26 protein-coding genes and 1 tRNA gene are annotated in these 20,559 nt (G+C 65.1%); 14 read left to right on the plus strand and 13 right to left on the minus strand.

Features of this window, described 5'->3' with window-relative positions:
- Positions 1 to 187: 187 nt before the first annotated feature.
- The 7 genes from sdhC to BMX04_RS19350 all read left to right on the plus strand — a co-directional run bounded on the left by sdhC (position 188) and on the right by BMX04_RS19350 (position 4,598).
- Positions 188 to 571: a succinate dehydrogenase, cytochrome b556 subunit gene (gene sdhC, locus BMX04_RS04345; RefSeq protein ID WP_074785218.1), complete on the plus strand. Its 384-nt coding sequence runs from the start codon at positions 188 to 190 to the stop codon at positions 569 to 571.
- A 10-nt stretch (positions 572 to 581) separates the two neighbouring features.
- A complete protein-coding gene (sdhD, locus tag BMX04_RS04350; RefSeq protein WP_050661411.1) occupies positions 582 to 953 on the plus strand; it encodes a succinate dehydrogenase, hydrophobic membrane anchor protein in 372 nt (123 codons plus the stop codon).
- Between the two features lie 12 nt (positions 954 to 965).
- Positions 966 to 2,768 carry a succinate dehydrogenase flavoprotein subunit gene (sdhA, locus tag BMX04_RS04355; protein ID WP_074785159.1) on the plus strand — a complete coding sequence of 601 codons (1,803 nt, stop codon included), beginning with the start codon at positions 966 to 968 and terminating at the stop codon, positions 2,766 to 2,768.
- A complete protein-coding gene (locus tag BMX04_RS04360) occupies positions 2,768 to 3,181 on the plus strand; it encodes a hypothetical protein (protein ID WP_074785160.1) in 414 nt (137 codons plus the stop codon). The genes sdhA and BMX04_RS04360 overlap by 1 nt, the downstream gene beginning before the upstream one ends.
- 4 nt (positions 3,182 to 3,185) lie before the next feature.
- Positions 3,186 to 3,509 carry a succinate dehydrogenase gene (locus tag BMX04_RS04365; protein ID WP_074785161.1) on the plus strand — a complete coding sequence of 108 codons (324 nt, stop codon included), beginning with the start codon at positions 3,186 to 3,188 and terminating at the stop codon, positions 3,507 to 3,509.
- Positions 3,510 to 3,521: 12 nt separating this feature from the next.
- A complete protein-coding gene (locus BMX04_RS04370) occupies positions 3,522 to 4,301 on the plus strand; it encodes a succinate dehydrogenase iron-sulfur subunit (protein WP_074785162.1) in 780 nt (259 codons plus the stop codon).
- A 147-nt stretch (positions 4,302 to 4,448) separates the two neighbouring features.
- Complete coding sequence (locus BMX04_RS19350) at positions 4,449 to 4,598, plus strand: hypothetical protein (protein ID WP_175477324.1); 150 nt, start codon at positions 4,449 to 4,451, stop codon at positions 4,596 to 4,598.
- A gap of 5 nt (positions 4,599 to 4,603) precedes the next feature.
- Here the strand turns inward: BMX04_RS19350 and BMX04_RS04375 are convergent, their stop codons facing one another.
- Positions 4,604 to 5,140 carry a GNAT family N-acetyltransferase gene (locus BMX04_RS04375; protein WP_074785163.1) on the minus strand — a complete coding sequence of 179 codons (537 nt, stop codon included), beginning with the start codon at positions 5,138 to 5,140 and terminating at the stop codon, positions 4,604 to 4,606.
- Between the two features lie 261 nt (positions 5,141 to 5,401).
- On the opposite strand from BMX04_RS04375, the gene BMX04_RS04380 reads away from it, so the two are divergent.
- On the plus strand, positions 5,402 to 5,611 hold the full coding sequence (locus BMX04_RS04380) for a hypothetical protein (protein WP_074785164.1): 210 nt from the start codon (positions 5,402 to 5,404) through the stop codon (positions 5,609 to 5,611).
- Positions 5,612 to 5,616: 5 nt separating this feature from the next.
- A complete protein-coding gene (locus BMX04_RS04385) occupies positions 5,617 to 6,462 on the plus strand; it encodes an urea carboxylase-associated family protein (protein WP_074785165.1) in 846 nt (281 codons plus the stop codon).
- Between the two features lie 260 nt (positions 6,463 to 6,722).
- Here the strand turns inward: BMX04_RS04385 and BMX04_RS04390 are convergent, their stop codons facing one another.
- From BMX04_RS04390 to mnmC2, 6 genes are all read right to left on the minus strand, one after another.
- The gene (locus tag BMX04_RS04390; protein WP_074785166.1) at positions 6,723 to 7,838 is read right to left on the minus strand and encodes a transporter; all 1,116 of its coding nucleotides are present in this window, start codon (positions 7,836 to 7,838) and stop codon (positions 6,723 to 6,725) included.
- Between the two features lie 70 nt (positions 7,839 to 7,908).
- On the minus strand, positions 7,909 to 8,292 hold the full coding sequence (locus tag BMX04_RS04395) for a DUF2946 family protein (RefSeq protein WP_074785167.1): 384 nt from the start codon (positions 8,290 to 8,292) through the stop codon (positions 7,909 to 7,911).
- 121 nt (positions 8,293 to 8,413) lie between these two features.
- The gene (locus tag BMX04_RS04400) at positions 8,414 to 9,547 is read right to left on the minus strand and encodes a transporter family protein (protein WP_074785168.1); all 1,134 of its coding nucleotides are present in this window, start codon (positions 9,545 to 9,547) and stop codon (positions 8,414 to 8,416) included.
- 302 nt (positions 9,548 to 9,849) lie between these two features.
- Positions 9,850 to 10,278, minus strand: a complete 429-nt coding sequence (locus BMX04_RS04410) for a hypothetical protein (RefSeq protein ID WP_074785170.1) — start codon at positions 10,276 to 10,278, stop codon at positions 9,850 to 9,852.
- A gap of 147 nt (positions 10,279 to 10,425) precedes the next feature.
- Positions 10,426 to 11,292: a DMT family transporter gene (locus tag BMX04_RS04415; RefSeq protein WP_074785171.1), complete on the minus strand. Its 867-nt coding sequence runs from the start codon at positions 11,290 to 11,292 to the stop codon at positions 10,426 to 10,428.
- Positions 11,289 to 11,966, minus strand: coding sequence for a tRNA (5-methylaminomethyl-2-thiouridine)(34)-methyltransferase MnmC2 (gene mnmC2 / locus BMX04_RS04420; protein WP_074785172.1), 678 nt, complete (start codon positions 11,964 to 11,966; stop codon positions 11,289 to 11,291). Before mnmC2 ends, BMX04_RS04415 begins: the two co-directional genes overlap by 4 nt.
- 63 nt (positions 11,967 to 12,029) lie before the next feature.
- On the opposite strand from mnmC2, the gene BMX04_RS04425 reads away from it, so the two are divergent.
- Positions 12,030 to 13,058: an NAD(P)/FAD-dependent oxidoreductase gene (locus BMX04_RS04425; protein WP_074785173.1), complete on the plus strand. Its 1,029-nt coding sequence runs from the start codon at positions 12,030 to 12,032 to the stop codon at positions 13,056 to 13,058.
- Between the two features lie 69 nt (positions 13,059 to 13,127).
- On the plus strand, positions 13,128 to 13,628 hold the full coding sequence (locus BMX04_RS04430) for a VOC family protein (protein ID WP_478013371.1): 501 nt from the start codon (positions 13,128 to 13,130) through the stop codon (positions 13,626 to 13,628).
- Here BMX04_RS04430 and clpB read toward each other — a convergent pair.
- On the minus strand, positions 13,567 to 16,185 hold the full coding sequence (gene clpB / locus BMX04_RS04435) for an ATP-dependent chaperone ClpB (protein WP_074785174.1): 2,619 nt from the start codon (positions 16,183 to 16,185) through the stop codon (positions 13,567 to 13,569). The two genes, BMX04_RS04430 and clpB, sit on opposite strands and share 62 nt — an antisense overlap.
- A gap of 282 nt (positions 16,186 to 16,467) precedes the next feature.
- On the opposite strand from clpB, the gene BMX04_RS04440 reads away from it, so the two are divergent.
- Positions 16,468 to 16,731 (plus strand): hypothetical protein, encoded by a 264-nt coding sequence (locus BMX04_RS04440; protein ID WP_074785175.1) that lies wholly within the window; start codon positions 16,468 to 16,470, stop codon positions 16,729 to 16,731.
- Between the two features lie 108 nt (positions 16,732 to 16,839).
- Positions 16,840 to 17,100 (plus strand): hypothetical protein, encoded by a 261-nt coding sequence (locus BMX04_RS04445; RefSeq protein WP_139194492.1) that lies wholly within the window; start codon positions 16,840 to 16,842, stop codon positions 17,098 to 17,100.
- Positions 17,101 to 17,213: 113 nt separating this feature from the next.
- Here BMX04_RS04445 and BMX04_RS04450 read toward each other — a convergent pair whose 3' ends face one another.
- Positions 17,214 to 18,059, minus strand: a complete 846-nt coding sequence (locus tag BMX04_RS04450) for a spondin domain-containing protein (RefSeq protein ID WP_139194493.1) — start codon at positions 18,057 to 18,059, stop codon at positions 17,214 to 17,216.
- A gap of 221 nt (positions 18,060 to 18,280) precedes the next feature.
- Between BMX04_RS04450 and pyrF the strand changes: the two genes are divergently transcribed.
- Positions 18,281 to 18,973, plus strand: a complete 693-nt coding sequence (gene pyrF / locus BMX04_RS04455; protein WP_074785178.1) for an orotidine-5'-phosphate decarboxylase — start codon at positions 18,281 to 18,283, stop codon at positions 18,971 to 18,973.
- A gap of 16 nt (positions 18,974 to 18,989) precedes the next feature.
- Here the strand turns inward: pyrF and BMX04_RS04460 are convergent.
- The 4 genes from BMX04_RS04460 to fmt all read right to left on the minus strand — a co-directional run bounded on the left by BMX04_RS04460 (position 18,990) and on the right by fmt (position 20,528).
- Positions 18,990 to 19,063: transfer RNA gene (locus BMX04_RS04460), tRNA-Gly, on the minus strand.
- 66 nt (positions 19,064 to 19,129) lie between these two features.
- Entirely contained in the window at positions 19,130 to 19,369 is a 240-nt protein-coding gene (locus BMX04_RS04465) for a hypothetical protein (protein ID WP_050661642.1), read from the minus strand.
- Positions 19,370 to 19,372: 3 nt separating this feature from the next.
- On the minus strand, positions 19,373 to 19,615 hold the full coding sequence (locus BMX04_RS04470; RefSeq protein WP_074785179.1) for a hypothetical protein: 243 nt from the start codon (positions 19,613 to 19,615) through the stop codon (positions 19,373 to 19,375).
- A 4-nt stretch (positions 19,616 to 19,619) separates the two neighbouring features.
- Complete coding sequence (gene fmt / locus BMX04_RS04475) at positions 19,620 to 20,528, minus strand: methionyl-tRNA formyltransferase (protein ID WP_074785180.1); 909 nt, start codon at positions 20,526 to 20,528, stop codon at positions 19,620 to 19,622.
- Between the last annotated feature and the right edge of the window lie 31 nt (positions 20,529 to 20,559).

The following is a 20,559-nucleotide window of genomic DNA, read 5'->3' on the forward strand; positions in this document are numbered from 1 at the left end:
ATTGTGATCACACGATAAATGATGTGATCACAAAGTCAAAGTTTTTGCGGCGAATTGCCCTGATTGTCAGGAATTCTATCCTGTAGCAGGTGACAGCGCCGCTAAAAAGTTTCAAAACAGGGGCAGCTTGAGCCGGCGCATGCGCCGCCGCCATCTGTAAAGGAGGTTCTCCATGGCCGAAACCGATCTGGCCCGCACCGAACAGGTAGAACGCCCACTATCCCCGCATCTGCAAGTCTATCGCCCGCAGCTGACCTCGATCACGTCGATTCTGACGCGGATCACCGGCAACGCGCTGATCGTGGCGGCGCTGCTGATCGTGTGGTGGCTGCTCGCGGCCTCGACCTCGGACGACTATTTCGCGATGGCCGATGCCGTGCTGACATCGTGGTTCGGCGATCTGGTGATGACGCTGTCGCTCTGGGCGATCTGGTATCACTACCTCGCGGGGCTGCGGCATTTCTATTTCGATGCGGGCAAGGGGCTCGAGATCGAGACGGCGGAAAAGCTGGGATGGGGCTGTATCATCGGCTCGGTCGTTCTGACCGTCATCACGCTGTTTCTGGTCTGAGGAGGGAAAGATGCGTTATCTGACCGCACGTAAACGGGCCGAAGGCAAAGGCGCTGCTGGCACCGGCACCGAGCATTTCTGGTACATGAAGATGTCGGGCGTCGGCCTGGCGCTGATCATTCCGATTTTTCTGGTGGCCTTTGGCCGCACATTGGGCGGCGACCGGGCCGAGGTGCTTGACGCGATGTCGCATCCGGCCATGGCGATTCTGACCGGCCTCGTGATCTTTTTCGGGCTGCGCCATTATGCAGGCGGCGCGCAGACGATGATCGAGGATTACGCGCACGGCATGACGCGCCGGGCCCTGATTATCGCCGTGACCGTTCTAAGTTACGGGATGATCGCCACCGGGCTTTTCGCCCTCGCCAAGATTGCGCTGTGAGGAACTGATTAAATGGCTGCTTATGAATACGAGACGCATGATTACGACGTCGTGGTCGTGGGGGCCGGTGGGGCCGGTTTGCGCGCGACGCTCGGCATGGCCGAACAGGGGCTGCGCACCGCCTGCGTGACCAAGGTGTTTCCGACCCGCTCGCACACCGTGGCGGCACAAGGCGGCATCGCGGCGAGCCTTGGCAACATGGGCCCCGACAGCTGGCAGTGGCATATGTATGACACGGTCAAGGGCTCGGACTGGCTGGGCGATACCGACGCGATGGAATATCTGGCGCGCGAGGCGCCCAAGGCGGTTTACGAGTTGGAGCACTACGGTGTGCCGTTCTCGCGCACTGAGGAAGGCAAGATCTATCAGCGCCCGTTTGGCGGGCATACCACCGAGTTTGGTGAAGGCCCGCCGGTGCAGCGCACCTGTGCCGCCGCCGACCGCACCGGCCACGCGATCCTGCACACGCTTTATGGGCAGAGCCTGAAGGAAAAGGCCGAGTTCTACATCGAGTATTTCGCGATCGACCTGATCATGACCGATGGGGCCTGCACCGGCGTGGTCTGCTGGAAGCTCGACGATGGCACGATGCATGTCTTCAACGCCAAGATGGTGGTGCTGGCGACCGGTGGTTACGGCCGGGCCTATTTCAGCGCGACGAGCGCGCATACCTGCACCGGTGACGGCAACGGCATGGTGGCGCGTGCCGGTCTGCCGCTTCAGGATATGGAATTCGTGCAGTTCCACCCCACGGGCATTTTCGGCGCGGGCTGTCTGATTACCGAGGGTGCGCGCGGCGAGGGTGGGTATCTCACCAATTCCGAGGGCGAGCGGTTCATGGAGCGCTATGCGCCCAACTACAAGGATCTGGCCCCGCGCGACTATGTCAGCCGCTGCATGACGATGGAAATCCGCGAGGGGCGCGGTGTCGGGTCGGGGGGCGATCATATCCACCTGAACCTGAGCCACCTGCCGCCCGAGGCGCTGAACCTGCGCCTGCCGGGGATTTCCGAGAGTGCCAAGATCTTTGCCGGGGTCGATGTGACCAAGGAGCCGATCCCGGTGCTGCCCACCGTGCATTACAACATGGGCGGCATCCCGGCGAATTACTGGGGCGAGGTGATCAACCCCACCAAGGACGACCCGCATGCCATCGTGCCCGGCCTGATGGCCGTGGGCGAGGCGGCCTGTGCGTCGGTGCATGGCGCGAACCGGCTGGGGTCGAATTCGCTGATTGACCTTGTGGTGTTCGGCCGTGCGGCGGCCATTCGGGCGGGCAAGGTGGTGGATCCCGAGAGCGCGGTGCCCGCGACCAATGCGGCCGAGGTGGACCGTGCGCTTGATCGCTTTGACACGCTGCGCCACGCCGATGGGGACGTGCCGACCGCCGATCTGCGGCTGGAGATGCAAAAGACGATGCAGGCGGATGCCGCCGTGTTCCGCACCTCCAAGACGCTGGCCGAAGGTGTCGAGAAGATGAAGGGTGTCGCCGCCAAGATGGCCGATATCAAGGTCACCGACCGCAGCCTGGTGTGGAACAGCGACCTTATGGAAACGCTGGAGCTGACCAATCTGATGCCCTGCGCGCTGTCGACGATCTTTGGCGCCGAGGCGCGGCATGAAAGCCGGGGCGCGCATGCGCATGAGGATTTCAGCACCCGCGACGATGAGAACTGGCGCGTGCACACGATTGCGCGGATCGGCGAGACGGATGTCGATCTGAGCTATCGCCCGATCATCGAGGACCCGATCACGCCCGAGGACAAGGGCGGTATCAGCCTCAAGAAGATTGCCCCGAAGGAAAGGACATTCTGATGCGGATTTTTGCCAAGGGAGTGATCCCCGCCCTTATCGGTCTCGGCCTGAGCGTTGCGAGCGCCCCGGCCGCGTTTGCCGATCCCAACCGGTATATGCCGGTGCGCGATCAGCGCGCGGCGATCCTGGACTGCCGCTACGAGATGGGGCTCCGCGGGGCCGCACGCTTTGCCGCCGAATGGCCGGAAGTGCCGCCCGGCGGGCAGACCATATCGTGGATCGTGCCGGGGCCGAACCTGAGCCCGGCGCAGACCGACCGGATCAATGAATGCGCCGACAAGCGGTTGGGCCGCAACCCGACGCCGCGCTTTGCCTCGGGTCAGCAGCGGAGGGTCGAGCGTCGCTACAGCCGGTGCCCGAAGCACGCCGCGATCTTTGTTCGCGGTTCGGGCTATTGCATAAAGGGCAATTGAAACGATGATCCATCGCGCGTTTCTATGTCTTGCCATGGTCGCCCTCGGGGCCTGTGAGGCGACCAATCAGGTGGCGGACAACATCGCGCGTGAGCGGGCCAAGAGCGTGGTCAACACGGTCGTGTCAGAGCGGTTTCCCGGTGTGAATGCCGCGCCGGTCACCGATTGCATCATCCACGCGGCCTCGGCCCGCGAAATTGTCCGGATCGCCGGAGCGAGTGTCACCGGGGTGACCCCCGAAGTGGCGCAAGAGGTTGTCGGCATCGCACAGCGCCCCGAGGCCGTGCAATGCATCGCCGCAAATAGCCTGACCCTGCTGGGCGGCTGAAAGGAGTAGAAAATGGTTCAACTCACACTCCCCAAGAATTCACGCATGGTGGCGGGCAAGACCTGGCCGAAGCCCGAGCCGGGCGGCACGATGCGCAAGTTCACGATCTATCGCTGGAACCCGGATGACGGACAGAACCCGCGGGTTGATACCTATTTCGTCGATCTCGACGATTGCGGGCCGATGGTTCTGGATGCGCTGATCTACATCAAGAGCAAGATCGATCCGACGCTGACCTTTCGCCGGTCGTGCCGCGAGGGGATCTGTGGCTCCTGTGCGATGAATATCGACGGGATCAACACGCTCGCGTGCATCTACGGGATGGACGAGGTCAAGGGCGACGTGAAGATCTACCCGCTGCCTCATATGCCGGTGGTCAAGGATCTCATTCCCGACCTCACGCATTTCTATGCGCAGCATGAGAGCATCATGCCGTGGCTGGAGACCAAGACCAACCGGCCCGCGAAAGAGTGGAAGCAGTCGATCGAGGATCGCGAGAAGCTCGACGGGCTTTACGAATGCGTGATGTGCGCCTGCTGTTCGACATCCTGCCCGTCCTATTGGTGGAACGGCGACAAGTACTTGGGGCCGGCGGCATTGCTGCATGCCTATCGCTGGATCATCGATTCTCGCGACGAGGCGACGGGCGAGCGGCTGGACGATCTGGAAGATCCGTTCAAACTCTATCGGTGCCACACGATCATGAACTGCACCAAGACCTGCCCCAAGGGGTTGAACCCCGCCAAGGCGATTGCCGAGATCAAGAAGATCATGGTCGAACGGCACGTGTGAGGCCGCGTGCACGGGTTTCAAGAGGCTCCGGCATCGTGCCGGAGCCTCTTGCGTTGCAAATCCTGCATGGCCAGCATGCAGGTTTGTCGGTTTTTCGCCGCAGTGCAGAAGACTACCTTTGTCCTGTCCGAAAAATGGAGAAAAGCAATGGCTTACCCGGTCGAGAAACCCGTGACCCCGATCTCCGCGCTGCCCGATTGGGTCGAGGTCTATTACAACCCCGAGGCCCTCGCGAACCGGCCCGAGGCTCCCACCTTGGGTGTGCTGGAGCAGATGTACGCCTATTACGACGGCTAAGCGGGTTACCAGAAGGCCGGGTCGCTCAGGGCGGGGGCGCAGGTGACGCGCCCCTTGAGCGGCGCAAGCGGCTGATCGGTCAAAGATTGCGCGAGCCCGCCCTCAGGCTGCGATAGCGGATACGGAGCGGGCACGTCGCCCACCGTGACGGGCTCAAAGCCCACCCGCCCGTAAAACTCGGGATCGCCGTAGGTGACTGCGACCTCCGCGTCCGCCGCGCGCAGCGCCGCAAGTGCCTCTGCGAGCATTTGTTGCCCGATACCCTGACCCTGCCGGTCAAGGGCCACGGCAACGGGCGAGAGCAGGTAGGCAAGGCGCGTGTCGCCAGCGTGGTACAGGCGAGTGAAAATGCAGGCCCCGACAAGGCCGCCATCGTCGGCGGTAAAGACGGTCGGGTCAGCCTCGTCGGTCGTCGTCATCAGGTCGCGGGCGAGCCTGCCGACTGATGCACCCTCCTCTGCGCCCTCGGAGGCGGTGTAAGCGGTCTTGAAGAGATCAGCAATCTCTGTCTCGCGGCCCGTGCCGCCGGATGTGATCTGCATTTGCCTGCTGCCCTTGTGGTGTGCGAGATCCTGCCATGACAGCCCGCGCTGGGGAAGCCGTGCCGAAGGAGAGCGGTGCCGCAATGTGATCGCCGGGCCAAATGCGCCGGGGTTTTCATTTGCTGCCTCATGTCAGAGGATCGCGCCCAACACAGGAGAGACCGATATGCCGCTATTGCCGAGCCTGCCAGTCCCCGCGCATATGATGGACCCGAGCGCGCGCTTCAACGTGATGAACCGGATCATCGAGGGCTGAGCCGCATGATCGTTGTCGTCGGGCTGATCGTTGCCTTTATCCTCGTGCTGATCTTTTCCAACCGCGCGACGCGGGCGTGCCGGTGGCGGGAATACCGGGTGAGCGGGTGCGATCTGCGGCGGCGCTGGCATTGCGTGGCTTGCGGGGCGGAGGTCTTTACATCCGACGGGACCGCGCCGAAGGTCTGTCATGCCCCCGGTCGCAAGAGGACGTGACATAGATGAGCCAAGCCCCCGCCGATGCCGCCGCCCGCCGCGCCGTGGCCCCTGTGATCTGCTATCCCAACGACACGCTGCCGGTGCCCGATCTGGCGCTCTATGCGGCGGCGCGCGAGGGGGCGGAGAAGATCGCCGAAGTGGTGGTGCCGCCGCGTGAGGCGGCCTGCTTTCGCGTGGGCGCGGGTGAGTTTTTCCGGATCAGCAGCGTCGAGGGGCCGCAGGTGGGCGATCTCAACCTGTGGAACGCGAATGACCTGACGGAGCGGTTCTATTCCGGCAAGACGCGGGCGCTGCATGGCACCCATGTCACCACCGGCGAGCGGCTCTGGTCGTCGTTCCCGCATCTGCGCGCCATGGCGACGATCGTCGCGGATACGTTGGAGTGGTACGGGATCGACGCGTTTGGCGGCTCGGTGCATGACGTGATCGGCACGCGCTGCGATCCTTATACCGGCAATCTGCTGTCGGGGGTGCAGTATCACCATTGCTGCCATTCCAACCTGACGCGCGCGGTGGCGGAGGAGTTGGGGGTGTCGCTGCCCGAGGCGGAGGGGCATGTGCATGACGTGCTCAACGTCTTCATGTGCACCGGCTTTACCCGCGATACCGGGCAGTATTTCATGAAGGCGAGCCCGGTGCGGCCCGGGGATTACCTGGAGTTCTTTGCCGAGATCGACCTCTTGGGGGCGTTGAGTGCGTGTCCGGGCGGGGATTGTTCGGCGGAGCATACGAGCGATTCCGCCGCCTGCCATCCGCTGCTGGTCGAGGTGTTCCGGCCTGTGGAGGGGGCGTTGCGCGGCTGGCAGAGCCCGGCGCGCAACGGGTATGATCGCAGTCATGGGGGGTGATGGGGTGGGAATGGTCTGATGCTGCCGTTGACGTCTAGACCCAATGCGCGGAATCAAGGTGCCGCAGGCACCGCCGCGCAGCGCCCGACCGCCCCCTCGGGCGGGCGCTTTTGCAACGTATCAAGCCATTGATAACGCGGGAGTGTTTGGCTGGCATAAAGTGCGGTCCACCGAGGCTGCTGCGCCCACCCGGCGGTCGGGCACTGCGCGGCTCCTAAAGCGTCGCGTTCAACACCCGCTCACGGCCAATCTCCACCCTCCTAGAACGGCTTGCGCCAGGCGAGGGCGAAGCTCCAGTCGGTTTCGGACTGCACGCCGTTGAGATCCTGATGGATCGGCAGGCCCAGTTCAAAGCCGATCAGGTGGCCTTTCAGCGGCCCCTTGCGGGGTGTGATGTCGGCCCCGGCATAGAGCGTCACGTAGCGCCCGCCGTAATTCTGCGGATCGGCACCGAGTGACGGCCCCATGATCTGCGGATCGCGCCCGTGGATGTGATCGGCATAGCGATATTCGAGCCGACCCGAGTAGCTGATCCATGGGGCCGCGCGGTAGCTGAGCCAGCCGGTGAGTGCCGCCTCATGGCCCTGCCGATACCCGGCGTGGTTGCGGTCGAGCCGCAGGATGCCGCGCAGCTGCCCGCCCCAGTTCATCGCACCACGCCCGCTCTCCCATGTCAGGCTGGGATGCAAATCGTAGGTGCCCGAGCCAAGCTGCATCGAATAGGCGAGCCGCATGGTGGGGGTGGTGCCCATCGGGCTGAGCATCTGGCCGGTTTCGGTGATCGAGCCCGTGGGCAGGCTGAGCCCGAGGCCGAGCGCGGCGCGGCTGCGCCCGGCCTTGTGCAGCGACCAGAGCGCGCCGAGACGGAGATCGCCGAGACCCTCTGAGCTGGCAGTGTTCTGGCCGAGGACCGTGGTGCCGGTGGGACCGGCATAGGTGCGCATGGTCATGGATTTGCGGATATAGGGCAGCATGCCCATCAGCGTGAGGCGGTCGCTGACGCCGTACATCGCGCCCAGCATGTGCATCTGGCCGGTCATCTCGACCGGGGCCATGCGGATGGTGGGGGGTTGGCCGGGCATGCCTGCAAAGGCATTGGGCACCGTCGTGACCAGCGTCGCGGCGTCGAGATCATCGGTGCCGGAGCGGATGCCCGACATCGACATCGCGCCCAGCCGGTAGGTCAGAACCACACGGCCCTCGGGCAGCTGGTGGCGGCCCGGCAGGCCGACGGGGCCGTGATGGTGCATATGGTGGTGGCCCCGGGGCATCTTGCCGTCGGTCTGCATGGTCATCGGCGGCATGGTCTGGGCCGTGGCCACGGTGGCCAGCAGCCCGGCGCAGGCGAGAGCCGCGCCAAGGGTTCGTTTGAGCATTGTGTCGTCCTTTGAGAACGGGCGCGCAGGGGCGGCCCGGTGATCTGTCGTGATGGGGGTCAGGGTCAGATCAGGCGATCGGGGGCGCGCGGGGCTGATGGGCGGGTGCCGTGGGCCGCGTCACGCGGGCCGGGACGCCGGGCCGGACTGTCCGCGCGACCAGCTGCCCGCTGGGCGCCGGAACGGTGAGATCGGGCAGATCAAGCGCGGCGGTGATCCCGAAGGCGGGACAGGGATCGTGGGCGGTGCCCTCGCCCGGATCCGCCGGGCTGTCGCCGCCGATGGGGATATAGATGATGTCCGATCCGGTGCAGATCGCCATCATGCCGGGGCCGGGGGCACCGCCCGCCATGACCATCGGCAGAGCCATCACGCGCAGGGCAAGCACTAGTGCCAGAAGCACCGCGATGCCGCCGCGCGGCCAGACTGTCGAAATTTTGGGAATGGTCCGCATACCTGCCCATCACTTGTTCGGGTCGGTTATATGCATGATCACGATTTTGTGAAGTCGAAGCCGGACCCGTGGTCCGTTTTGCCGCAGGGGGTGCGCGGGGAACCCCGCGCACCTCTGTTATTCAGAACGCGTATTGCCAGCCGAGCGAGGCGATCCAGTCAGTTTCCATCTGCGGGCCGTTTAGATCCTGATAGATCGGTACGCCGATCTCGGCGGCGAGGCGATGGCCGCGCAGCGCACCGCGCTGCGAGACGAGGTTCACCCCGGCAAAGAGGGTGATGGTGTCACCGCCGTAATTGTCCGGGTCGGCGGTTTGCACCGGGCCTGCGATCTGCGAGTCGCGGCCGCTGATATCGCCGACGGTCTTGGCCTCGATCCGGCCCGAGAGGCTGATCCAGGGCTTGGGCTGGATGCTGGCCCAGCCGATCAGCCGCGCCTCGTGGCCCAAACGGTAGCCTTCGTTCTTACCGGTGCGGATCACGCCGGAGAGTTGCGCGCCCCAGGCGGTATCGCCCGAGCGGGCGCTATAGGTGATGCCCGGCAGCAGGTCATAGGTGCCCGATCCGATCTGCATCGCGTAGGGCAGGCGGATATTGGGGCGTGCGCCATTGGGGGCGAGGATCGTGCCGCGCTCGGAGGTGGAACCGGTGGGCAGGCTGACCCCGAAATTCAGATGCCACTTGTGAGTGCCGCGCTCGGCGAGTCCGATCAGGGCCGACACCTTGAGATCGCCCCAGCCCTCGGACGAGGTGCGAAAGCCGCCCAGCAGGTTGGTGCCCGCGCCGCCCTGAAAGGTGATGTGGTCCATCTTCTTCTCGATATAGGGCAGCATCGCCATCAGGGTGATGCGGTCATTGGGGGCGTACATCGCGCCGAACATGTGCATCTGCATCTGCATTTCGGTGGGCACGATGCGCAGCGTGGGCGGCTGGCCCGGCGCGCCGAAGAAGCGGTTGGGCACGGTGGTTGCGATGGTGGTGGGGCTGACATTGTCGTCACCGATGAGATTGCCCTGCATGTCCATGTGCATGAAGCGATAGGACAGCATCACCTCGCCGGTCTTGTGGCGGTGTTCGCCCATCACGCCAATCGGGGCGTGACCGTCGGCGCGCAGCGGCGGCAGGTCGGTCGCGCTGACGCGCAGCCCATCTTCGGGTGCTGGTGGCGCGTCTTCATGCGCCGTTGCGGGCAGTGTCGAAAGGCAAAGCGATAGGGCTGCGCAGAATGCACCTGCGCGCAGGAAAACCTGTGTCATGGTCTTGGTCTCTTTGTGTTGGGGTCCGTCACCGGGCGCGCGGGGCTATGTGAGTGGCCCGGTTGGCACCTGCGGAATTCCTAGTGAAAATGGATTGGGTGATCTTGCCGTAAGGGGCTGGCATGGGCCGTTCAGGCCGGTCATCCCGGGTCTCGATTGTGTCCGTCTGCCCGCTGGAGAGGGCGTCGCGGTCGAGAACCTGAATGGGGAAAGCCCCGCACCGGATGTCCCGCTGGAGATGCATGCCGCCCCTGTGTGGGGGAACGGATGCACGGGGTGGGCCCGTCAGGCGCGCATGCCAGTTATCCCTGGGCAGGCAGGGGCGGCGCGCGCGGGCTGTAGGCCGCGCAGCGGGTCTGCGCGGCGGCGCAAGGCACGTCAGTGCGCGCCGCAATGTAGGAAAAGGCCATGATCCGCGCCGCCGGGTCGACCGAAAGGTCGGTCAGCGCGGCGGGCGATTTGAAGAACGGGCAGGGCGTGCTGAGATGCGGGCCGTCGTGATCATGCGCGGCCTCGGTCGGGTCGGGCTCTGCGGCATGGTCTTCGACGAGGCAAAGCTCTCCACCCAGTGCCAGCGCCTCGATGCGCAGCGCCTCTTGCGCGCGCTCGGCGGCGCGGGCGGCATCGGCCAACTCGTGCTGGCAGTCGACGGCGGCTGCGGTGGCGACGCGCACGCTGAGCAGCACGATCAGAAGGGCCGGTGCGACACCGACCTTTCGCAAGCCTGCCATAAGTGCGCGTATGCTCAACACATCGAAATCTCCGAGCCGGAACGGCCGGGCTGGTCCAAAATCAAGCGCGGGAGCGAGTAATGAAGGAACCGCGCAGGAAAAGGTTAGCCAGCGATGCAAATTTCGTCAAGCCTGCGTGGCACGTGCCTAACCCTTTTGACGTTGCCGCCAGAGGGTAAACAGCCCCGCCCCCACGATCAGCGCCGCGCCAAGCGCCACGTTGAGGCGGATGGTCTCGGAAAACACAAGGATGCCGAGGGTGCTGGCAAAGACCAGTTGCAGATAGGCGAAGGGTTGCACCGCGCTCGCCTCGGCGACCTCGTAGCATTTGATCAGCGTGTAATGCCCCGCCGCCCCGGTGATGCAGAGCGCGCCCATCCAGACGCAGTCGGGGCCGGTCATCGGCTCCCAGAACCACGCGCCGACCGCCGTCATCGCGACCGAGCCCACCGTGCCGGTCCAGAAGAACGAGGTGGCCGCCGTGTCGCGCCGGGCGACATAGCGGGTGAGCAGGCCGTAGAGCGCGAACATCAGCGCCGCGATGAAGGGGATGATGGCGGCGGGCTGGAACACGCCGAAGCCGGGTTCGAGGATGATGGTCACACCGACGAAGCCGACGGCGATGGCGGCCCATCTGCGCCAGCCGACGCTTTCGCCCAAAACCGGCCCTGAAAGGGCGGCGATCAGCAGCGGGTAGCAGGCAAAGACCGCGTGGCTCTCGACCAGACCGAGGAGGGTGAAGCCGTAGATCATCACGCAAATCTCGGATACCAGAAGCACGGCGCGAAAGCCCTGCATCAGGGGCTGGGTGGTGGCGGAGGCGGCGCCCAGGCCACCCGCCTTGCGCGCGGCGATGGTAATCACGAAGGCGGCGAAGAACCAGTAACGGATCATCACCACCATGAAGACGTTGTATTCGCCTGCCAGATGCCGCGAGATGCCATCTTGCACCGCGAAGATGAAGGTGGTCAGCACCATCAGCCAGATGCCGAGCCGGGTATTCTGGTCAGTCATGCCTCGCCTTTCACCGCCACGGTCATGTGCCGTTTGCGGCCATATCCCGCCTGACGGGTAACAGAAAACCCCGCCGCCTCAAGCCCCCGGCGCACGAAACCCGCCGCCGTGTAGGTCGCCGCCGTGCCGCGCGGTGCCGTGTGGCGGGCGACCTCGGCCATCAGGTCGGGCTGCCAGAGTTCGGGGTTTTTGGCGGGGGAAAATCCGTCGAGAAACCACGCATCCGCCGTGCCGGGCCAAGGGTTTAGCGTGTCGCGGGCATCGCCGGTGATCAGCGTGAACTGCAGGTCTGGCAGGGCGATCTCTTGCGCGTATCCCTGCCAATGGGGGGCAAGCTCGGCTGCGACCGGTGCAAGCTCCGCAAAGCGGCCTTGCGCGCGGCGTATGTCGGAGGGCGGCATCGGGTAGGCCTCGAAGGAGGTGAAGTGCAGCCGTCCGGCGATCCCGGCGGCGCGCCATGCGGCAAGCGTCGCCAGCAGGTTGAGCCCGGTGCCGAAGCCCAGTTCGGCGATATGGAAGCCGTCGCGGAACCGGGCGGGCAGGCCGTTGCCTGCAAGAAAGACATGGCGGGTCTCGGCGAGGCCGTTTTCGAGGCTGAAATAGGGATCGTCGAAGCGGGTCGAGACCGGCACATCGCCGTCACGCCAGGCAAGGTCAGCGGGATGGTCCTGCATGCGGCGATCCTCTAGAACGGGGGCGAATGCGCGCGACCATGGCGCGCGGCAAGGGGATTGGCAATGGTCGATATCACGGTCAGGGGTGCTGGTATTTTCGGGCTGTCGGTGGCCTGGGCCTGCGCGCGGCGGGGGGCGCGGGTGCAGGTGATCGACCCGTTTGGCCCCGGTGCCGGCGCCTCGGGCGGGGTGGTCGGCGCATTGGCCCCGCATGTGCCGGAAAACTGGAACGACAAGAAGGCGTTCCAATTCGAGAGCCTGATCATGGCCGGGCCGTTCTGGGCCGGGGTGGCGGAGGCCGGGGGCGTCTCGCCGGGCTATGCGCGACTGGGGCGGGTGCAGCCGGTGATGGACGCGGCCGGGCTGGCGCTGGCGCGCGCGCGGGAGGCCAGCGCGGCGACGCTGTGGCAAGGGCAGGCGGAGTGGCGGGTGGAGCCTGTGCAGGGTGCGTGGTGCCCGCAGAGCCCCACCGGGTATGTGATCCGCGACACTCTGAGCGCGCGGCTGCATCCGCGCCGGGCCTGTGCGGCGCTGGTGGCGGCGCTGCGCGCGCGCGGCTGCGAGGTGCTGCGCGAGGGGCCGGATGCGGGCCGGGTGCTCTGGGCCACGGGGGTGGCTGGGCTGGAGGCGTTGAACGCGGGTCATTCCCGGCAGGTGGGCAACGGGGTCAAGGGTCAGGGCGCGGTGCTGGATTTCGACGCGCGCGACTTGCCGCAGCTTTTCGCCGATGCGGTGCATATCGTGCCACATGAGGACGGGACCACGGCAGTCGGCTCCACCTCGGAGCGCGACTATGACGACGCCACAAGCACCGATGCGCAGCTGGACGCGGTGATCTCGCGGGCCTGCGCGGCGGTGCCTGCGCTCGGTAGCGCACGGGTGCTGGAGCGTTGGGCCGGGGTGCGGCCGCGAACACGCTCTCGCGCGCCGATGCTGGGGGCACATCCGCTGCACGCGGGCGCGTTCATCGCCAATGGCGGATTCAAGATCGGGTTCGGCATGGCCCCCAAACTGGCCGAGGTGATGGCCGCCCTGATGCTGGACGGGGTGGACAGCATCGCGGATGGGTTCAGACCGGAGGCATCATTGTGAGCGGGGGCAAGCGTTTTCGAAAACGCTTGGCGGGGCTGCGGGCGGATCGTGTGAGGAGGGCGTATCGCGATGCAACCTGAACTGAGCGACTTGGATCACCTGGTGCTGACGGTGACGGATATCGAGGTAAGTCTCGCGTTTTACGTGGAGGTGCTGGGGATGCGGGCCGAGGCGTTTTGCCCGGCGGATGGCTCGCGGCGCTGGGCGCTGCGGTTCGGGCGGCAGAAGATCAACCTGCACCTCGCCGGGGCCGAGTTCGAGCCGAAGGCGGCGCGCGCGATGCCCGGCACGGCAGACCTGTGTTTCCTGAGCGATGTGCCGCTGGAGGACTGGCTGGCGCATCTGGCGGCGCGCCCTTTTGGCGGTCGAGGACGGGCCGGTGCCGCGCAGCGGGGCGATGGGGCCGATCCGCTCGATCTACCTGCGCGACCCCGATGGCAACGTGATCGAGATTTCCAACCGGGTGGACTGAAAACGCCCCTCGCGCGTGGCGAGGGGCGGCTCAGGATCAGTGGACCACGGCGTCGGCGGGTGGATCCTGGGTGGTGGTGCCCACCCGGTCGCCGATGATCAGCCCCTCGGACCCGGCGGTGACCGGTACGGTCGCCCCGTCGAGGATATCACCGGCCAAGAGCGCCTCGGCGAGCGGATCCTGCAGGGCGCGCTGGATCACCCGCTTCAAAGGCCGCGCGCCGAACACCGGATCATAGCCCGCATCGGCAAGCCATGTCTTGGCGGCGTCGTCGAGTTGCAGCGCGATGTTGCGGCTGGCCAGACGCCGGAGCAGGCGGCGCAGCTGGATTTCGACGATCCCGTCCATATCCTCGCGGTTGAGGCGGTCGAAGATGATCGTCTCGTCGAGACGGTTGAGGAATTCGGGGCGGAAATGCGCCCGCACCGCATCCATCACGTCGCGCTTGGCATCCGCCGAATCCGAGCCTTCGGGCATCTGGCTGAGCGCCTGTGAGCCCAGGTTCGAGGTCAGCACGATCAGCGTCTGCTTGAAATCCACGGTGCGCCCGTGACCATCGGTCAGCACGCCGTCATCGAGCACCTGCAAGAGCACGTTGAACACGTCGGGATGCGCCTTTTCGACCTCGTCGAAGAGCACCACCTGATAGGGGCGGCGGCGCACGGCCTCGGTCAGGACACCGCCCTCGTCATAGCCGACATAGCCCGGAGGCGCGCCGATCAGTCGGGCGACGGAGTGTTTCTCCATGAATTCCGACATGTCGATGCGGACCATCGCGCTGTCGTCGTCAAAGAGGAATTCCGCCACCGCCTTGGTCAGTTCGGTCTTGCCCACGCCGGTCGGCCCGAGGAAGAGGAAGGAGCCAAGTGGCCGGTTCTCGTCGTTGAGGCCCGCGCGGGCGCGGCGCACGGCATTGGCGACGGCCTTGACCGCCTTGTTCTGACCGATCACGCGGCGGTGCAGGTTGTCTTCCATCCCAAGCAGTTTCTCGCGCTCGCCTTCGAGCATCTTGGCGGTCGGGATCCCGGTCCAGCGTTCCACGACCTGCGCGATCTGTTCGGGGCGCACGGCCTCTTCGACCATGACATCGTCATCGCCCTGTTGCTCGGCCTCACTCAGCTGCTTTTCAAGCTGCGGGATGACGCCATAGCTGAGCTCGCCCGCCTTGGCGAGATTGCCCTCGCGCTTGGCGATATCGAGTTCGGCGCGGGCGCGGTCAAGCTGTTCCTTGAGATCGCGGGCGCTGGCCAGCTTGTCACGCTCGGCCTGCCATTGCGCGGTCATCTCCGAGGATTTTTCCTGCAACTCGGCCAGTTCGCGTTCCAGCTTGGCCAGCCGGTCGCGGGAGGCGTCGTCGTCCTCTTTGCGCAGCGCCTCGCATTCGATCTGCTTTTGCAGTATGTCGCGGTCGAGCGCGTCCAATTCCTCGGGCTTGCTGTCCACTTCCATGCGCAGACGGCTAGCGGCCTCGTCCATCAGGTCGATGGCCTTGTCGGGCAGGAACCGGTCGGTGATGTAGCGGTGTGAGAGGGTCGCCGCCGCGACAAGTGCGCTGTCGGAGATGCGCACGCCGTGGTGCAGTTCGTATTTCTCCTTGATGCCGCGCAGGATCGATATCGTGTCCTCGACCGTCGGCTCTTCGACCACAAGCGGCTGGAACCGGCGGGCGAGCGCCGCGTCCTTTTCCACGTGCTTGCGGTATTCATCGAGCGTGGTCGCACCGATGCAATGCAACTCGCCGCGCGCCAGCGCCGGTTTGATCAGGTTGGCCGCGTCCATCGCGCCATCGGTCTTGCCCGCGCCCACCAGCGTGTGCATCTCGTCGATGAAGAGGATGATTTCACCGGCGGCCTGCGTCACCTCGCTCAGCACGCCCTTGAGCCGCTCCTCGAAATCGCCGCGATATTTCGCGCCCGCGATGAGCGCGCCCATGTCGAGCGACAGCAGGCGCTTGTTGCGCAAGGATTCAGGCACGTCGCCATTGATGATGCGCAGGGCGAGGCCCTCGGCGATGGCGGTCTTACCCACGCCCGGCTCACCGATCAGCACCGGGTTGTTCTTGGTGCGGCGGGAAAGCACTTGCATGGCGCGGCGGATCTCGTCGTCGCGGCCGATGATGGGGTCGATCTTGCCTTCGCGGGCGGCCTTGGTCAGGTCATGTGCGTATTTTTCCAGCGCCTCATAGGTGTCCTCGGCGCTCGCCGTGTCGGCGGTGCGGCCCTTGCGGATATCGTTGATCGCCTCGTTGATCTGTTGCGCGCTGATGCCACCGGCGTCGAGCGCGTCCTTGGCGGGGCTTTTCACGACGGCGAGCGCGGTCAGGATGCGTTCGACGGGCACGAAGCTGTCACCGGCCTTTTGCGCCAGTTTCTCGGCCTCGGCCAGCACCTTGCCGGTCTGCTGGTCCATGTAGGTCTGGCCCGCGTCGCCCGAGACCTGCGGGATCTTGCCCAGCGCCAGATCGTTGGCCTGCGTCACGCGCGCGGGATCGCGGCCGCCGCGTTTGATCAGGTTGCTGGCCAGCCCCTCGGGATCGTCCAAGAGCGCCTTGAGCAGATGTTCGGGGGCGAGTTTCTGATGGCTTTCGCGCATCGCAATGGTCTGAGCGGCCTGGATGAAACCGCGCGACCGTTCCGTGAACTTGTTGAAGTCCATGGTCGTTCTCCTTTTCTCAAGCGTTCCCCCGGTGGCGCACCCTAATCTAGGCATGCAGCGGTCGGGGACCTTGAGTGATAAATGGGGAACGGCGTTGTGAGGTTCAAGGCAGGACATCGCCGGAATCGCGATCTGCGGGGTTTTCAGGCCGTAAGGTGCGATGAGCGAATTGTCGTGCCACGGCTCGCGCCACGGGAGGATGGGACGAAAATTCACCCTGACGCGGGTGTCGCGACGGGGTACTCCTCGACGGGAGTGGTACGAGTGACCGGGTGTGATGGTATGAGGATTTCGCGGATCGCGCTGTGCGATATGACAGGGGCGAGCAATGGCGCGGAGGTCTGCGCCGTAGTCCTGTGCGAAACCGAGGCCGGGCAGGTGAGCCTTGCGGTGCGCGCGCCTGCGACGGACGATCCGACAGAGGCATTGCCAGCGGCTTTGTCCTGCGCCAGCGCCGCAGCCCGATTGAAGAGGTGCCGCCCGGTGCAGAGCCAGCACGGCACGGCCAGAACGATGATGTGGATTCTGAAATCACTGGCAGCCTGACCGCGTTATCGGCGCAATGTCGCGCTTGACGCGCCGCTCCGATTTTTCACCTTTCCTGACACACGCGCCTCGCCTACGTATTCCGAAGTGAGTGACGGGATGTTTTGTATGCGTATTCTGGGTGTGAAGGTGGTGGACCGGACTCCAACGGGCGATGGCGGGCGGCAACGCGCGACGCTGCTATTTCAGACCGACACCGGTGGTATCAGCCTGAGCGCCACAGCGGAGGGTGCCGATACACTGCCTGAAAGCGATTTGGTCGATCAGTTGGTCCGCGATGGGCTGCGCCAGCTGAACCGCCTGCCCGAACATCGGCATGGCGACGCCCCCGTAATCCTGGCGCAGGATATCAAGGTTGAGGTGATCTGATCACCGGGCCGCGACAACGCGCTTGTCTGCGGGCCGCCACGCTCAGTAGTTTTCGGGGCCCGCCTAAAGCGTTTCGCCGTCAACCTGATGTCTCCGGTTTTGCGCGAAACGCTCTAGGATTTGCGCCGCATGCGCCGCAGACCGCCCAACAGGGCCAGACCGGTTAACCCGAGCAGACCAGCGGCGGGCAACGGCACCGCCGGAACCTGCCGGATCGAGATCGTGGCACCGACGAAGGGGTCAGGGTCGTTCAGGATGCCGTCTGAAATCACATACTGGTTTCCGTCAAACCCGGCAAAATCTGTGAGCTTTCCGGCAAACTCCGACAAATCTTCAATAGCGTGGATCACGCCGTTCTCTGCGGTGCCCTCGGCGGTGTTGGCCCCGTCAAGATCGGCGGATCCGCCGGTTGCCGACGTGTCGTTGACCTCGGTACCCGCGTCCCACATATCGGCTCTGGATATGGTGATCACGCGGTCGCCCTGGAAGATGCCCAGGTCGTCAAAGAGCGCGATGGCTTGCGGATCGTCATTGCCCATGAAGGTGTCGTTCGTGGGTGTCAGCATGGAAAAGTAGCTTAAAAACCGGTTCACCGCACCATCAACGTCGAACTGGGCGGTGACCGATTCACCCGGAACGAATACCGGCCGGGGCGGAAAGTCGGGCCCTAAAACGAAGAGTCTGTCCGAGTCGGGATCTGCTGCGACGCGTTCCGCATTGAGACCATTCGCGAAGCCGGTTTCGGCTATGGTTTCGAGACCGGGGCTGGCCGCAGTGCCCGCATCAAAGGCATCAAAGCTGCCATCGTGAAACGCCAGGTACATCGGCGAAAATGCAAACCCGCCCAAGGCTGCGGTATTTGTTACGGTGAATTCAAGTGTCGTGGCCTGGGCCATTGCAGCGCATGATATGGTCGCGCAGAATGAAATGGCGGCCTGTCTTTTGAGTTTATTGAACATTTTATACACCTCAGTTTAAAATTGAGTTGCCAAACAATAACGGCAACTCAGAGATGATGCGCTCCGGGTTGCTTCACCCCAAATCAAGATTGCGTGATACGCGTGTTGTGAGGATGAGCCGGAGGCGGGGCCGTTCATTTGTACGATAGCCGGGTCTTACCTTGACGCCTGATCTGTGTCTCGGCACAAGGGCGCGACCGCTGAATGCAAGGACTTCGCTAATGCAAGATGACCGCCTGATCGTTGCCCTCGATGTGCCCAATGCGCTGGAGGGCTTGCAGCTAGCCGAAGTGCTGGGGCCGTCGGTGAGTTTCTACAAGATCGGGCTGGGGATGCTGACCGGGGGTGGTCTGGCGCTGGCCAACGAGCTTAGCCAAGAGCATGGCAAGCGGATTTTCCTCGATATGAAGCTGTTCGATATCGGGGCCACGATCGAGGCGGCGGTGCGCGGGCTGGCGCAGTTCGATCTGGATTTCCTGACCGTACATGGCGACCCGCATGTGGTGCGCGCCGCCAAGGAGGGCGCGGCAGGCAAGCCGCTGAAGATTTTGGCCGTGACGATCCTGACTTCGCTCGACCGGGCCGATCTCGATGCCGGGCTGATCAAGCCGGGCGATTTGCCCGATCTGGTGGCCGAGCGCGCAGGCCGCGCGTTCGAGGCCGGGGCCGACGGGGTGATCGCCAGCCCGCAGGAAGCCGCGATGATCCGCGCGCTGCCGCAGGCGACGGGGCGGCTGATCGTGACGCCGGGGGTGCGGTCGGTGGGCAGTGCCTTGGGCGATCAGAAGCGCGTGGCGACACCGGCGCAGGCGGTGGCGGACGGGGCCGATCATATCGTGGTGGGGCGGCCGGTCTGGGCGGCGGCGGACCCGCGCGCGGCGGCCGAGGCGATCCTGTCGGAGTTGCGCGGCTGATCAGGCGGGGAGATTTTGGAGCGGGTAACGGGAATCGAACCCGTAACTGAAGCTTGGGAAGCTTTCGTGATACCTTTTCACCATACCCGCGTCTGAGCCGTGGAGATATGGCCTTGTGCGGGCGTGGTCAAGAGGGGAAAGCGGAGCGCGCGCGGCCTACTTGCGCCCGAGATACATCTGGTAGAGCCAGATCAGCAGCAGCGATCCCAGCACCGCGCCAATGAGCCCGCCCAACAGCCCCGTGACCATCAGCAGCACCCGGATCACCACCGCGCCGATGAGCGCGCCCGCGATGCCGATCATCACGGTTTGCACCACCCCGGCCTCGATCCGCATCAGCCGGGTCGCGAGGAACCCCGCCGCCGCCCCGATGATGATCAGGTAGACCACGCCCATGGCTTACTTCCGCTTGCGCCAATGGGTCGGCACGATGATAAGTGCGCCGACCGATGAGAGGATCGCGTCAATCCCCGGCGCGCCGAAGCGGATGCCGAACATGATGCGGATGAAGTAAAAGAGGAACGCGCCGCCGACGCAGATGATGATCGACGGGAGATAGCCGTTGCGGGTAAAGCCGCTTTTCTCGCTGGCATAGCCGACGATGCCCGCGATCACCACCGTGCCGAAAAGTTGCAGGAACATCGCGTCACTCCAATCGGCTGCCGCGCGGCCAGGCCATGCCGCGCAGGAACTCGGGCCCATCCTGCGCCGCGCGGCCCGCGCGTTGCAAGCGCAAAAGCCGCACCGCGCCGCGCCCGCAGGCAACCGTCGCCTCGGCGTCGAGCACCTCGCCGGGGGTGCCCTGCCCGTGGGCGACGCGCGAGGCCAGCAGTTTCACCCGCGCCTCGCCTGCCATGCACCACGCGCCGGGAAAGGGCGAGAGGCCCCTTATGCGCCGGTCGACCTCTTGCGCGTCAAGGCTCCAGTCCACGCGCGCCTCGGCCTTGTCGATCTTGGCGGCATAGGTGACGCCTGTCTCGGGTTGCGGTTCGGGCTGCAAGCTGTCCAGTTGCGCCAACGCCTTGACGATCAGCCGCCCGCCCATGTCCGACAGTCTGTCATGCAACTGCCCCGTGGTCTCGGCCTCGCCGATCCGCGTTGCCTCGCGCCTGAGCACCGGCCCGGTATCGAGCCCCGCCTCCATCTGCATGATGCAGATGCCTGTCTCGGCATCCCCTGCCATGATCGCGCGGTGAATGGGGGCGGCCCCGCGCCAGCGCGGCAGGAGGCTCGCGTGGATGTTGAGACAGCCCTTGGCGGGCGCATCGAGCACCGGTTGCGGCAGAATGAGGCCATAGGCCACGACCACAGCCACATCGGCGTTGAGCGCGGCGAAGGCCGCCTGTTCGTCGGCGCCTTTCAGGCTGACCGGATGGCGGACCGGCAGACCAAGCGCCTCAGCGCGCGCCTGCACCGGGCTGGGGCGGTCTTTCTTGCCGCGTCCCGCCGGGCGCGGTGGCTGGCAATAGACGGCGGCCACCTCGTGCCCGGCCTCGACCAGCGCATCAAGCACCGGCACCGAGAAGTCCGGCGTTCCCATGAAGATCACACGCATAGCAGCCCCTTCATCTTTCCCAAAATACTCA

The sequence above is a fragment of the Roseovarius tolerans genome (assembly GCF_900109855.1).
Classification (GTDB): Bacteria; Pseudomonadota; Alphaproteobacteria; order Rhodobacterales; family Rhodobacteraceae; genus Roseovarius; species Roseovarius tolerans.

Excerpts from the sequence above, each read along its gene's own strand:
- sdhD (WP_050661411.1), top strand. The coding sequence starts at position 582 with ATGCGTTATCTGACCGCACGTAAACGGGCCGAAGGCAAAGGCGCTGCT.
- sdhA (WP_074785159.1), top strand. The coding sequence starts at position 966 with ATGGCTGCTTATGAATACGAGACGCATGATTACGACGTCGTGGTCGTG.
- BMX04_RS04360 (WP_074785160.1), top strand. The coding sequence starts at position 2,768 with ATGCGGATTTTTGCCAAGGGAGTGATCCCCGCCCTTATCGGTCTCGGC.
- BMX04_RS04365 (WP_074785161.1), top strand. The coding sequence starts at position 3,186 with ATGATCCATCGCGCGTTTCTATGTCTTGCCATGGTCGCCCTCGGGGCC.
- BMX04_RS04370 (WP_074785162.1), top strand. The coding sequence starts at position 3,522 with ATGGTTCAACTCACACTCCCCAAGAATTCACGCATGGTGGCGGGCAAG.
- BMX04_RS19350 (WP_175477324.1), top strand. The coding sequence starts at position 4,449 with ATGGCTTACCCGGTCGAGAAACCCGTGACCCCGATCTCCGCGCTGCCC.
- BMX04_RS04375 (WP_074785163.1), bottom strand. The coding sequence starts at position 5,140 with ATGCAGATCACATCCGGCGGCACGGGCCGCGAGACAGAGATTGCTGAT.
- BMX04_RS04380 (WP_074785164.1), top strand. The coding sequence starts at position 5,402 with ATGATCGTTGTCGTCGGGCTGATCGTTGCCTTTATCCTCGTGCTGATC.
- BMX04_RS04385 (WP_074785165.1), top strand. The coding sequence starts at position 5,617 with ATGAGCCAAGCCCCCGCCGATGCCGCCGCCCGCCGCGCCGTGGCCCCT.
- BMX04_RS04390 (WP_074785166.1), bottom strand. The coding sequence starts at position 7,838 with ATGCTCAAACGAACCCTTGGCGCGGCTCTCGCCTGCGCCGGGCTGCTG.
- BMX04_RS04395 (WP_074785167.1), bottom strand. The coding sequence starts at position 8,292 with ATGCGGACCATTCCCAAAATTTCGACAGTCTGGCCGCGCGGCGGCATC.
- BMX04_RS04400 (WP_074785168.1), bottom strand. The coding sequence starts at position 9,547 with ATGACACAGGTTTTCCTGCGCGCAGGTGCATTCTGCGCAGCCCTATCG.
- BMX04_RS04410 (WP_074785170.1), bottom strand. The coding sequence starts at position 10,278 with ATGGCAGGCTTGCGAAAGGTCGGTGTCGCACCGGCCCTTCTGATCGTG.
- BMX04_RS04415 (WP_074785171.1), bottom strand. The coding sequence starts at position 11,292 with ATGACTGACCAGAATACCCGGCTCGGCATCTGGCTGATGGTGCTGACC.
- mnmC2 (WP_074785172.1), bottom strand. The coding sequence starts at position 11,966 with ATGCAGGACCATCCCGCTGACCTTGCCTGGCGTGACGGCGATGTGCCG.
- BMX04_RS04425 (WP_074785173.1), top strand. The coding sequence starts at position 12,030 with ATGGTCGATATCACGGTCAGGGGTGCTGGTATTTTCGGGCTGTCGGTG.
- BMX04_RS04430 (WP_478013371.1), top strand. The coding sequence starts at position 13,128 with ATGCAACCTGAACTGAGCGACTTGGATCACCTGGTGCTGACGGTGACG.
- clpB (WP_074785174.1), bottom strand. The coding sequence starts at position 16,185 with ATGGACTTCAACAAGTTCACGGAACGGTCGCGCGGTTTCATCCAGGCC.
- BMX04_RS04440 (WP_074785175.1), top strand. The coding sequence starts at position 16,468 with ATGAGGATTTCGCGGATCGCGCTGTGCGATATGACAGGGGCGAGCAAT.
- BMX04_RS04445 (WP_139194492.1), top strand. The coding sequence starts at position 16,840 with ATGCGTATTCTGGGTGTGAAGGTGGTGGACCGGACTCCAACGGGCGAT.
- BMX04_RS04450 (WP_139194493.1), bottom strand. The coding sequence starts at position 18,059 with ATGTTCAATAAACTCAAAAGACAGGCCGCCATTTCATTCTGCGCGACC.
- pyrF (WP_074785178.1), top strand. The coding sequence starts at position 18,281 with ATGCAAGATGACCGCCTGATCGTTGCCCTCGATGTGCCCAATGCGCTG.
- BMX04_RS04465 (WP_050661642.1), bottom strand. The coding sequence starts at position 19,369 with ATGGGCGTGGTCTACCTGATCATCATCGGGGCGGCGGCGGGGTTCCTC.
- BMX04_RS04470 (WP_074785179.1), bottom strand. The coding sequence starts at position 19,615 with ATGTTCCTGCAACTTTTCGGCACGGTGGTGATCGCGGGCATCGTCGGC.
- fmt (WP_074785180.1), bottom strand. The coding sequence starts at position 20,528 with ATGCGTGTGATCTTCATGGGAACGCCGGACTTCTCGGTGCCGGTGCTT.